The sequence below is a fragment of the Streptomyces sp. NPDC000410 genome (assembly GCF_040300305.1).
In the GTDB taxonomy this organism is placed as follows: domain Bacteria; phylum Actinomycetota; class Actinomycetes; order Streptomycetales; family Streptomycetaceae; genus Streptomyces.
Window position 1 is genome coordinate 1 of sequence record NZ_JBEPDM010000092.1, and the last position, 11,326, is coordinate 11,326.

The following is an 11,326-nucleotide window of genomic DNA, read 5'->3' on the forward strand; positions in this document are numbered from 1 at the left end:
CCGAGTACGAGGAAGCCTTCTGGCGTAGCCAGGAGCAAACCCCGCAGTCCGCCTGAACCATCAAGATCGGACTCTACGAAACTCGGGGCAGCTCAAAATGAAGGCGTTCGCGATTTCTGCGCTGATTTGGGGTCGGAACCTTTCGCCTTGGGCGGCAGGACACGCCACCCGCCCTTCTTGAAGTCGCTCGAGGCGTCCTTCTCGCCCTGCACCTGGCCCTGGGTGTAGGCGGCCTGGTAGGCGGGGTGCTTCTTGATGTCGGGCTTCGGGTCCGGGTCGACGCTGGGGGCTGCCGCGGCCGCCCGTACCGGGGCGGGCGAGGCCAGGGCCTGCGTGGTGACGACGGGCGACAGCGCGAGGGAGGCCACGAGGCCGGGGGCGAGCAGTATCAATGGTCGCTTGGTGTGCACAGCCGTCTCCTTCCCGCGGACATACCTTCGCCGGAGGAGCGATGCGCCGGGCCGATATGGAGCGCGGCACCTATGGCCGGCCACAGCCTGCAACGCCTCGTCGCGCACCGCTGAGTCGTTGCTCGGAACCACCAGCTGCCGTGAACGGGATCCTGACGCGGTACTGGGACGATAGGGGCCGATCTGCATGATCGTGTTCCCGTGATGTTCCCAATTTCTCAAACACGATCGGCCAGCGACCTCTGTGCGCAGGTCGCTGGCCGATCGCTCGGGAACGCGGTGCGGGACCGTAAACCGCACCGTGCGCCCTGGCTTGTGGGGCTGTGAAGTTGTTGCCGCCCGACGGTGCGAGGCTGGCGCGACAGGACGTTCGCGCCGCCGGGCGGGGTCTGTGGGGCTCTCAGAGCCGTGAGGCCCGAGCCGTGGGGGAGGGCTCTCGGGACCGCGGCGGGGCGATGGGCTTTCCGGCCTGGCCTTCCTTCAGGTCAAGAAGGGGGTCGGGCGCCCGTACCACCGCACTGGCTCGCTCGCCGCCGCGGTCCTCAAGCTGTCCTTGCCGCAGGCCACCCCTCATCCGGGCCGGCGGTTCGGACGGCGTACGGGAGGGAGACCTCCCAGTCAACTCCCGTACGCGGTCTAGGGATCACTCCCAGGGATTGCTCCCGCTCGCTCAGTCCTCGCGCAGGGCGCGGACAGCCTCCTCGACGCGCTTGCCGTAGTCGGCGTCGGCGGCGTGGAAGTGGGCGAGGTTCTTCTCGATCACGTCGTCGCGGGAGACCTGGGACAGGCCACCGGCGATGTTCGCGACCAGACGCTGCTTCTCCTCCTCCGACATCAGGCGGTAGAGCTCACCGGCCTGGAAGAAGTCGTCGTCCTTGGAGTGCTGCGGGGCCTCGTGCGTACCCGTGTAGCCGTGGATGGCCAGCGGGGCGGAGAGGGCCGCGTCCGTCTGGGCCGGGCCGGCGTACGAGTTGGGCTCGTAGTTCTTGTCCGTGCGCGAGCCGTTACGGGTGGCCATGAAGCCGTCGCGGCCGTAGTTGTCGGCGACGGTCGCCTTCGGGGCGTTCACCGGCAGCTGGGTGTGGTTGACACCGAGACGGTAGCGGTGGGCGTCCGCGTAGGCGAACAGGCGGCCCTGGAGCATCTTGTCCGGCGAGGGGCCGATACCCGGAACGAAGTTGTTCGGGGAGAACGCGGCCTGCTCGACCTCGGCGAAGACGTTGTCCGGGTTGCGGTCGAGGACCAGACGGCCCACGCGCTGCAGCGGGTAGTCGCTGTGCGGCCACACCTTGGTCAGGTCGAACGGGTTGAAGCGGTAGTCCGCCGCCTCAGCCGCAGGCATGACCTGGACGTACAGGGTCCACGAGGGGTTCACACCGCGCTCGATGGCCTGCAGCAGGTCGGTCTGGTGGCTGTTGGCGTCCTTGCCGACGACCTCGGCGGCCTGCTCGGAGGAGAGGCTGCGGATGCCCTGGTTCGTCTTGAAGTGGTACTTGACGAAGAAGGCCTCGCCCTTGGCGTTGGTCCACTGGTAGGTGTGGGAGCCGTAGCCGTTCATGTGGCGGTACGAGGCCGGGATGCCGCGGTCACCCATCAGCCAGGTGATCTGGTGCGTGGCCTCGGGGGCGTGGGCCCAGAAGTCCCAGACGTTGTCCGCCTCCTGCTTGCCCGTGAAGGGGTCGCGCTTCTGGGAGTGGATGAAGTCGGGGAACTTGATCGGGTCCTTGATGAAGAACACCGGGGTGTTGTTGCCGACGAGGTCGTAGTTGCCCTCTTCGGTGTAGAACTTCAGCGCGAAGCCGCGCGGGTCGCGGACGGCGTCCGCGCCACCGAGCGAGTCGGCCACGGTGGAGAAGCGGAGGAACGTCTCGGTCCGCTTGCCGACCTCGGAGAGGAAGTCGGCCTTGGTGAAGCCGGTGACGTCGTCGGTCACCTCGAAGTAGCCGTAGGCGCCGGAGCCGCGGGCGTGCACGACACGCTCCGGGATGCGCTCACGGTTGAAGCGGGCGAGCTTCTCCAGCAGGTGCTGGTCCTGGAGGAGGAGCGGGCCACCGACGCCGGCGGTGGCGGAGTTCTGGTTGTCGGCGACCGGGGCGCCGGACTCGGTCGTAAGAACGCGCTGCGTCATTGGTGGCGGGTAGACCTTCCGTGCGGGAGCTGCTGAGCGTTTCTGGAGCGTAAATTCGCCCCGTCAAAACGTCAACAGTTTGTTGAAATGAAGGTGATGAATCCGGGCCGTGGCTGCACTTGGGCGCGACAGGACAGGTGTCAGCGCAGCCACGGCCCGGATGTCTCTGGGGGGCCGTTCAGACCACAGGTGGGGTCGTACGACCCCGGGGGGAACCCGGGAGGGTTCAGGCGACCGTCTGGCCCGAGAGGCGCTCGACGGCGCGCAGCAGGGCCGAGTGGTCCAGGCCACCGTCGCCCTGCGCGCGCAGGGAGGCGACCAGCTGGGCGACGACGGCGCCGACGGGCAGCGCGGCACCGACGTTACGGGCGGCGTCGGTGACGATGCCCATGTCCTTGTGGTGCAGGTCGATCCGGAAACCGGGCTTGAAGTCCCGGTTCAGGAAGTTGTCCTTCTTGCGGGTCAGGACCGTGGAGCCGGCCAGACCGCCGTTGAGGACGTCCAGGGCGGCCGTGAGGTTCACGCCGGACTTCTCGAGGAAGACGACGGCCTCGGCGCACGCCTGGATGTTGACCGCGACGATGAGCTGGTTGGCAGCCTTCACCGTCTGGCCGGAGCCGTGCGGGCCACACAGGACGATGGTCTTGCCCAGCGCCTCGAGGATCGGGAGGGCCGCGTCGAAGTCGGCCTGCTCGCCACCCACCATGATGGACAGCACGGCCTCGATGGCGCCGGCCTCGCCGCCGGACACCGGGGCGTCGATGACGCGGATGCCCTTCTCGGCGGCGTTCTTGGCCAGGTCGACCGAGGTCTGCGGGGTGATCGACGACATGTCGATGATGAGCGCGCCGGACTTGGCGTTCTCCAGGATGCCGTTCGGGCCGTAGTTGATGGCCTCGACCTGCGGGGAGGCGGGCACCATCGTGATGACGACGTCGGCGTCCTTGACGGCCTCGGCGATCGAGCCGGCGGCGGTGCCGCCGGCCGCGGCCAGACGCTCCAGCTTGTCCTGCTCAAGGGTGAAGCCGGTGACCGAGTAGCCGGCCTTGATCAGGTTCTCGGACATGGGGGAGCCCATGATGCCGAGACCGATCCACGCGATCTTGGGAAGGTTGCTCATGAGGGTGCCTCTCAAAAACTGGTGGTACGGAAAGAAGTCAGCGGGCCGCGCGGGCGTCCGCGGGCAGCCAGTCGAAGGACTCGGCGCTCGGGCGGTCGCCGGCCTTGTACTCCAGGCCGACCCAGCCGTCGTAACCGGCCTTCTTCAGCTCGTCGAGGAGCTGCTCCAGCGGGAGCGAGCCGGTGCCCGGCGCGCCGCGGCCCGGGTTGTCGGCGATCTGGACGTGGCCGGTCTTGTCGGCGTACGCCGCGATGACCTGGCTGACGTCCTCACCGTTCATCGACAGGTGGTAGATGTCGAGGAGGAACTTGGCGTTCCCGAGGCCGGTCGCCGCATTCACCTTGTCCACGACCTCGATCGCGGACGGGGCGCTCACCAGCGGGTAGAGCGGGGACTCCGGCTTGTTCAGGGTCTCGACCAGGAGGATCGCGCCGACCCGGTCGGCCGCGCGGGCCGCCAGGGTCAGGTTCTCCAGGGCGAGCTCGTCCTGAACGGCGGGGTCGACGCCCTCGACGCGGTTGCCGTAGAGCGCGTTCAGCGCCTTGCAGCCGACCGAGGCGGCGAAGTCCGCCGCGACGTCGATGTTGGCACGGAAGCGGTCGGACTCCTCACCGGGTACGGACAGAGCGCCGCGGTCCGGGCCGGGCAGCTGCCCGGCGTAGAAGTTGAGGCCCACCAGCTGGGTGCCGGCGTCGTCGAGCGCCTTCTTCAAGGCGTCGAGCTCGGCCTGCGGGGGCGTGGGGGAGTCGATCCAGGGCCACCACAGCTCGACCGCCGTGAAGCCCGCCGCGGCTGCGGCCGCGGGACGCTCCAGGAGCGGGAGTTCCGTGAAGAGGATCGAGAGGTTCACATCGAAGCGCTGGTCCGGGTATCCCATGAGGGGTCGGCGCTCCTTCCGTATTGCGGAAGTTCGTTTCTGCTTAACGGAAGATTGCAGGCGGAACAGCGTTCTTGTCAAGGGGGCCCTCCGGAACCCGTCCCCGGCGCAGTAGGTTGACTCCCGTGCGATTGAGAGTGGAGTTCACGACAGAGCCCTTCGACCTGGACGAGGCGCCCAGCCACGCCGTGGTGGCCCGTGAGGTCATCCAGGCGGCGGATCTCGACGCCGTGGACGTCGGGCCCTTCGGCAATACGGCGGAAGGCGGCGCGGACGAGGTGCTCACCGCCGTCGACTCGCTGCTGCGCCAGGCTCTGGGGGCGGGTGCCACCAGAGTCTCGCTGCAGGTGAACGTGATCGAGGAGGGCGAGAAGTGAGCGAGTCGCAGGAGCACCCTCCGGGCGAGCACCTCTCGGTGGAGACGGTCGAGCCGGGCGAGCATCCCCTGGTCATCGCGGTCAAGCCGCTGGTGGACGCCATGGGGGCCGAGGTGCTCGCTCCCTCGCAGGCGGGACGCGACGACGTCGTCCTCGTCTGGGAGGGCGTCGAGGTCCTCGCCGTACGCCTGCCGCAGCTCTCCGAGTCGCTGGATCACATTCTGGCCGCCATGGAGCGCCGGCACGGCATGCCGCTGTCCGCCCTCGACCGCAAGACCAAGCAGTCGGTCGTGCGGCTCCTGGAGGCGCGTGGCGCCTTCTCGGTGCGGCACGGAGTGGAGACGGTGGCGGGCGCGCTCGGCGTCAGCCGTTTCACGGTCTACAACTACCTGAACAGGGAAAACGCCGCGAAGGGTGAGTAGATTGTGACTCCGTGTACACAGCCGCCGTCCAGATGTCGGGACGGCGGCTTTTGTGTCCAGGAAGTTTCAACAAAGTGTTGACGGGGTGTTGGCGGAAGGCGTTAGCTATCCGCAGCCCGTCCAACGCATAGCGAAAAACAGCCACGGAGGCTCCCGTGACTTCGAGTTCCGTACCGGGCCTGGCCCGGTTCAACACCTCAGGCGACAGCGAGGCCTCGGCCGCGCTGCACGAGGTGTGCAGCAGTTCGGCGTGGGGGAGCAAGCTGCTCGCCCAGCGCCCGTACGCCACCGTGGAGGCCCTCTTCAGTGCCAGCGACGCCGCCATGGCGGAGCTGACCGCCGACGACCTGGCCGACGCGATGGCGGGGCACCCGCCGATCGGCCGCCCGAAGCCCGGTGACCCGACCTCCTCCCGCGAGCAGAGCGGGATGGCCGGCGCCTCCGACGAGCTCAAGGTCGAGATGCTCGAGCTGAACCTGGCCTACCAGGACAAGTTCGGCCACGTCTTCCTGATCTGCGCCACTGGCCGTACCGGCGAGCAGATGAGGGACGCGGTCCGCGAGCGGATCGGGAACTCGCCCGAGCAGGAGCGGGAAATCGTCCGCGCCGAGCTGGGCAAGATCAACCGCATCCGCCTGACCCGTCTCGTAGAGGAAGAGAGCGCATGAGCACCGAGACCACAGCGTCGGTGTCCACCCACATCCTGGACACCAGCGTCGGCCGCCCCGCCGAGGGCGTCGCCATCTCCCTGTCGGCCCGTTCCGGGTCCGACGCGGAGTGGGTGGCGCTCGGCGGTTCCGCGACCGACGCGGACGGGCGCTGCAAGGACCTGCCGGCACTGCCGGAAGGCACCACCCACGTACGTCTCGACTTCGAGACCGAGGCGTACTTTTCCAAGAAGCAAGCCGAGGCGCAGCAGGACGCCCCCCGCGTAAGGGACAGCGGTGCGTTCTTCCCCGAGGTGACCATCACTTTCGCGGTCAACCCGGGCGAGCACTACCACGTACCGCTGCTGCTCAACCCGTTCGGCTACTCCGTTTACCGAGGGAGCTAGCAGACATGCCCACGATTCTCGGCCAGAACCAGTACGGCAAAGCAGAGAACCGCGTCGTCAAGATCACGCGGGACGGCGACACCCATCACATCAAGGACCTGAACGTCTCGGTCGCCCTCTCCGGCGACATGGACGACGTCCACTACTCCGGCTCGAACGCCAACGTGCTGCCGACGGACACCACCAAGAACACGGTGTACGCGTTCGCCAAGGAGTACGGCATCGAGTCCGCCGAGCAGTTCGGCATCCACCTCGCGCGTCACTTCGTGAACTCGCAGGAGCCGATCCACCAGGCGCGTATCCGCATCGAGGAATACGCCTGGGAGCGCATCGAGACCTCCGACGCCAACTCCAAGTTCATCGGCGCGGACGACGTCAAGCACTCCTTCGTCCGCAAGGGCCAGGAGACCCGCGTCAGCGAGATCACCTACGACGGTGAGAACTGGCAGGTCATCTCGGGTCTGAAGGACCTGATCGTGATGAACTCGACGAACTCCGAGTTCTGGGGTTACGTCAAGGACAAGTACACGACCCTCCAGGAGGCGTACGACCGCATCCTGGCGACCCAGGTCTCCGGCCGCTGGCGGTTCAACTGGACCGACGACGAGCAGAAGATGCCGAACTGGGAGAAGTCCTACGAGCAGGTCAGGAAGCACATGCTTCAGGCCTTCGCGGAGACCTACTCCCTCTCCCTGCAGCAGACGCTGTACCAGATGGGCTCGCGCATCATCAACAACCGTTCGGAGATCGACGAGGTCCGCTTCTCGCTCCCGAACAAGCACCACTTCCTCGTCGACCTTGAGCCCTTTGGCCTCAAGAACGACAACGAGGTCTACTTCGCCGCCGACCGCCCGTACGGCCTCATCGAGGCCACCATCCTGCGGGACGGCGTCGAGCCGCGGATCCCGGTCGACATGACCAACCTCTGACGCGGTACTGAGTACGGCCCCGCCCGCCCGACACCGGGCGGGGCCGTGCCCGACCGGAGGGAACACGCAATGGCACAGTCCTCACGTCCGGCCCACGACGGCCGCTGTGTCCACCCGGCGAGCCCGCCGGCCCGCCGAGCGGCTTCCGAGCGCCGCCGGGCCGCCTGCCGCCGCGCCGAGTACGCCCCGGGCGCGCCTCACCCCGTAGCGCCTCGCCCCGCCGCGTACCGCTCCCACACCGGTCTTCGCGTCCGGGACTCCGTCCACCGGGTCTCCCACCGCCCGCCCTCCGGGCGTGGCCTCCCTGACACGTGTACGCAGCGTATCGCCCCGCTCACCGTGCCCCAGATTTCTTCCACCTTCTCGGCACCCACGGCCGCGTGGCTCACGTGGCAGTGGCACTCAAATCCCCCTAGGGTCCTGCCGTGCCCGCACCGCCACTGAAAGACAAAGGACGCACCGCCATGGCAGTATCGGCAGCCCCGCGCATCGTCATCGAGAACTGTGCGATCGCGACCGTTGACGCCAACGACACCGAGTACGCCTCGGGCTACATCGTCGTCGCCGGCAACCGGATCGAGTCGATCGGCGCGGGCAAGGCACCCGAGAACCTGGAGAACGTGGTCCGCCGCATCGACGGCACCGGTCACCTCGTCACCCCGGGCCTGGTCAACACGCACCACCACTTCTACCAGTGGATCACCCGCGGTCTGGCCACCGACCACAACCTCTTCAACTGGCTGGTCGCGCTGTACCCGACCTGGTCGCGCATCGACGAGCAGATGGCGTACTCCGCCGCGCAGGGCTCGCTGGCGATGATGGCCCGTGGCGGTGTCACCACCGCGATGGACCACCACTACGTCTACCCGCAGGGCTCCGGCGACCTCTCCGGCGCGATCATCCGCGCGGCCTCGGAGATGGGTGTCCGCTTCACCCTCGCCCGCGGTTCCATGGACCGCAGCAAGAAGGACGGCGGCCTGCCGCCGGACTTCGCCGTCGAGACGACCGAGGGTGCGCTCATCGCCACCGAGGAAACCGTCAAGAAGTACCACGACGCCTCCTTCGACGCGATGACCCAGGTCGCCGTCGCCCCTTGCTCCCCCTTCTCCATCTCCACCGACCTGCTGCGTGAGGGTGCCGCCCTCGCCCGGCGTCTCGGTGTGCGCATGCACACCCACGGCTCGGAGACCGTGGAGGAGGAGAAGTTCTGCCACGAGCTGTTCGGCATGGGCCCGACCGACTACTTCGAGTCGACCGGCTTCCTCGGCGAGGACGTGTGGATGGCCCACTGCGTCCACATGAACGACTCCGACATCGAGGCCTTCGCCCGTACGAAGACCGGTGTCGCCCACTGCCCGTCCTCCAACGCCCGCCTGGCCGCCGGCATCGCCCGCGTGCCGGACATGCTGAAGGCCGGCGTCCCGGTCGGCCTCGGTGTCGACGGCACCGCCTCCAACGAGTCCGGTGAGCTCCACACCGAGCTGCGCAACGCCCTGCTGATCAACCGCCTCGGCGCGCACCGCGAGGCCGCGCTCAACGCCCGCCAGGCCCTGCGCCTCGGTACGTACGGCGGCGCCCAGGTCCTCGGCCGCGCCGACAACATCGGCTCGCTCGAGGTCGGCAAGCTCGCCGACCTGGTGCTCTGGAAGCTGGACACCCTGGCCCACTCCTCCATCGCCGACCCGGTGACCGCCCTCGTCTTCGGCGCGGCGGCCCCGGTCACGCTCTCCCTCGTCAACGGCAAGCCGGTCGTCGAGGACAGCCGACTGCTCCACGTCGACGAGGACGCCATCGCCCGCTCCACGCGGGACGAGGCGCAGCGCCTCGCGCGGATCTCCGCGGAGGCCTGACCCCCCTGATAGTCCGGACGAGGGGGACGGCCCTCGTCCGGCAGCCCTGGACCCGAGCGGGGTTCATGGCAGCCGTCGCCCGGGGCGTGCGTGCGCCAAAGGTACGCACCCCCCGGGGACGGTGTCCGTGCCGCAGCCCCCACCGGCACACGTTTCACATGGGCGCACATCACACAGCACCACCTGCAGTTCTTTGCACCACACTTTGCACCACCTCCCTGATACCCACGTCTCCGCCGACGTGTTAACCGACCGGAGGAACCGCCCGTGGCCGCCAAGCCCAGGTTTCAGACCGATGCAGACGCCGCGCCCGAAGACCAGAGCCACGATCAGAATTCCGATCAGAAGCACCCGGTCGACGAGACGCTCCCGCCCCTCAAGATGATCACCAGCGGCCTACAGCACGTAGCCGCCATGTACGCGGGTGTCGTGGCCCCGCCTCTCATCGTCGGAGCGGCCGTCGGCCTCTCCGCCACCGAGCTCACCTTCCTGACCGGCGCCAGCCTGTTCACCGCGGGTCTCGCGACCTTCCTCCAGACGCTCGGCATCTGGAACATCGGCGCCAAGCTCCCCTTCGTCAACGGCGTCACCTTCGCCGGTGTCGCTCCCATGCTGGCCATCGTCGACACGACGAAGGACAAGAGCGACGCGCTCCCGATCATTTTCGGGGCGATCATCGTCGCGGGTGTTCTCGGCTTCATAGCCGCCCCGTTCTTCAGCAAGCTCGTACGCTTCTTCCCGCCCGTCGTCACCGGCACCGTGATCACCCTCATCGGTATCTCGCTGCTGCCCGTCGCCTTCGGATGGGCCCAAGGTCCCAATCCCACGGCGGACGACTACGGCTCGACCACGTACCTCACGCTCGCCGCCATCACCCTGGTCATCGTGCTGGTACTGCGCCGCTTCACACGTGGCTTCGTGAAGCAGATCGCCGTACTGATCGGCCTCGTACTCGGCACGCTCATCGCGATCCCGTTCGGCGTGACCGACTTCAGCCCGGTCGCCGACGCGAGCATCGTGGGCTTCCCCACCCCGTGGCACTTCGGCGCCCCGCAGTTCGCGCTCGCCGCGATCGTGTCCATGTGCGTCGTCATGGTCGTGTCGATGACCGAGTCGACCGCCGACATGCTGGCGCTCGGCGAGATCGTCGACCGGCCGGCGGACGAGAAGACCATCGCGGCCGGACTGCGCGCCGACACCCTCGGCTCGGCCATCAGCCCGCTGTTCAACGGCTTCATGGCCAGCGCCTTCGCGCAGAACATCGGCCTGGTCGCGATGACGAAGATCCGCAGCCGGTTCGTCGTCGCCTGCGGCGGCGGGTTCCTGGTCCTGATGGGCCTGTGTCCGATGGCCGCCTCGCTGATCGCGGTCGTACCTCGGCCGGTGCTCGGTGGCGCGGGTGTGGTGCTCTTCGGCTCGGTCGCGGCGAGCGGCATCCAGACGCTGGTCAAGGCCGGTCTGGAGAAGGACAACAACGTGCTGATCCTGGCCGTCTCGCTGGCCGTGGGCATCATTCCGATCAGCGCCCCGGAGTTCTACCACGCCTTCCCGGAGACCGCGAAGATCATCCTCGACTCCGGGATCTCGACCGGGTGTGTGACCGCCGTGCTGCTGAACCTCATCTTCAACCACATCGGCAAGGGCAGCGACGCCGATGACGTCACGGCCCCGATGGAGCCGGGCGAGGAGATCTCGGAGAGCCGGACCACGAAGACGGTTCCGGTGCACTGATCCCTTGGCGAGACGCCACCGAGCGAGGCGGCCGCCCCTTCCGGACCGGTCCGACCGACCGTTCATCGGACCGGTCCCGGCCGCCTGCCGTCGGGTCGGGCAACTGCTCGGCGGACAGCGCGCGTACGGCACGGGATGTGTGCTGTACGCGCGCTGCCGTATGCCGGCCGGGCCGTGAAGGCGGGTGGGCGCCTGCGGCGGGCCCACGCGGCGGAGCCGCATATCGGACACAGCCCCTACCCGCCCCTTCCCGCAGTGTCGATTTGCGGCTCCGCCGCGTGGGGGGCTCTGCCCCCGAACCCCCGCTCCTCATTCGCCGGAGGGGCTCATTCCGAGCCCGTCTGGGGGTCCCCCCACGCCCGCCAGGGCGTAGGGGGAGATTGAGGACACCGCCCGAAGGGCGGTACGGGGGTCTGGGGGCGAAGCCC

11 protein-coding genes are annotated in these 11,326 nt (G+C 68.3%); 7 read left to right on the top strand and 4 right to left on the bottom strand.

Annotated elements, in window-relative coordinates:
* Positions 1 to 92: 92 nt before the first annotated feature.
* The 4 genes from ABT342_RS37170 to ABT342_RS37185 form a co-directional block, all read right to left on the bottom strand.
* A complete protein-coding gene (locus ABT342_RS37170) occupies positions 93 to 410 on the bottom strand; it encodes a hypothetical protein (RefSeq protein WP_351583721.1) in 318 nt (105 codons plus the stop codon).
* Positions 411 to 1,080: 670 nt separating this feature from the next.
* The gene (locus ABT342_RS37175) at positions 1,081 to 2,538 is read right to left on the bottom strand and encodes a catalase (protein ID WP_351583724.1); all 1,458 of its coding nucleotides are present in this window, start codon (positions 2,536 to 2,538) and stop codon (positions 1,081 to 1,083) included.
* A gap of 226 nt (positions 2,539 to 2,764) precedes the next feature.
* Positions 2,765 to 3,658, bottom strand: coding sequence for a 2-hydroxy-3-oxopropionate reductase (locus ABT342_RS37180; protein ID WP_351583727.1), 894 nt, complete (start codon positions 3,656 to 3,658; stop codon positions 2,765 to 2,767).
* A 37-nt stretch (positions 3,659 to 3,695) separates the two neighbouring features.
* Positions 3,696 to 4,535, bottom strand: a complete 840-nt coding sequence (locus tag ABT342_RS37185) for a TIM barrel protein (protein WP_351583730.1) — start codon at positions 4,533 to 4,535, stop codon at positions 3,696 to 3,698.
* A gap of 125 nt (positions 4,536 to 4,660) precedes the next feature.
* Here ABT342_RS37185 and ABT342_RS37190 point away from each other — a divergent pair, with 125 nt between their 5' ends.
* The 7 genes from ABT342_RS37190 to ABT342_RS37220 all read left to right on the top strand — a co-directional run bounded on the left by ABT342_RS37190 (position 4,661) and on the right by ABT342_RS37220 (position 10,898).
* Complete coding sequence (locus ABT342_RS37190; protein WP_351583733.1) at positions 4,661 to 4,912, top strand: thiamine-binding protein; 252 nt, start codon at positions 4,661 to 4,663, stop codon at positions 4,910 to 4,912.
* A complete protein-coding gene (locus ABT342_RS37195) occupies positions 4,909 to 5,334 on the top strand; it encodes a helix-turn-helix domain-containing protein (protein WP_502965682.1) in 426 nt (141 codons plus the stop codon). The genes ABT342_RS37190 and ABT342_RS37195 overlap by 4 nt, the downstream gene beginning before the upstream one ends.
* Before the next feature lie 155 nt (positions 5,335 to 5,489).
* The gene (gene uraD / locus ABT342_RS37200; RefSeq protein WP_351583736.1) at positions 5,490 to 6,002 is read left to right on the top strand and encodes a 2-oxo-4-hydroxy-4-carboxy-5-ureidoimidazoline decarboxylase; all 513 of its coding nucleotides are present in this window, start codon (positions 5,490 to 5,492) and stop codon (positions 6,000 to 6,002) included.
* Positions 5,999 to 6,388, top strand: coding sequence for a hydroxyisourate hydrolase (uraH, locus tag ABT342_RS37205; RefSeq protein WP_351583739.1), 390 nt, complete (start codon positions 5,999 to 6,001; stop codon positions 6,386 to 6,388). The genes uraD and uraH overlap by 4 nt, the downstream gene beginning before the upstream one ends.
* Positions 6,389 to 6,393: 5 nt before the next feature.
* On the top strand, positions 6,394 to 7,317 hold the full coding sequence (gene pucL, locus ABT342_RS37210; RefSeq protein WP_351583743.1) for a factor-independent urate hydroxylase: 924 nt from the start codon (positions 6,394 to 6,396) through the stop codon (positions 7,315 to 7,317).
* 464 nt (positions 7,318 to 7,781) lie between these two features.
* Complete coding sequence (locus ABT342_RS37215; protein ID WP_351583746.1) at positions 7,782 to 9,167, top strand: 8-oxoguanine deaminase; 1,386 nt, start codon at positions 7,782 to 7,784, stop codon at positions 9,165 to 9,167.
* A 267-nt stretch (positions 9,168 to 9,434) separates the two neighbouring features.
* On the top strand, positions 9,435 to 10,898 hold the full coding sequence (locus tag ABT342_RS37220) for a nucleobase:cation symporter-2 family protein (RefSeq protein WP_502965683.1): 1,464 nt from the start codon (positions 9,435 to 9,437) through the stop codon (positions 10,896 to 10,898).
* Positions 10,899 to 11,326: the final 428 nt, after the last annotated feature.

Excerpts from the sequence above, each read along its gene's own strand:
- ABT342_RS37175 (WP_351583724.1), bottom strand. The coding sequence starts at position 2,538 with ATGACGCAGCGCGTTCTTACGACCGAGTCCGGCGCCCCGGTCGCCGAC.
- ABT342_RS37180 (WP_351583727.1), bottom strand. The coding sequence starts at position 3,658 with ATGAGCAACCTTCCCAAGATCGCGTGGATCGGTCTCGGCATCATGGGC.
- ABT342_RS37185 (WP_351583730.1), bottom strand. The coding sequence starts at position 4,535 with ATGGGATACCCGGACCAGCGCTTCGATGTGAACCTCTCGATCCTCTTC.
- uraH (WP_351583739.1), top strand. The coding sequence starts at position 5,999 with ATGAGCACCGAGACCACAGCGTCGGTGTCCACCCACATCCTGGACACC.
- pucL (WP_351583743.1), top strand. The coding sequence starts at position 6,394 with ATGCCCACGATTCTCGGCCAGAACCAGTACGGCAAAGCAGAGAACCGC.
- ABT342_RS37215 (WP_351583746.1), top strand. The coding sequence starts at position 7,782 with ATGGCAGTATCGGCAGCCCCGCGCATCGTCATCGAGAACTGTGCGATC.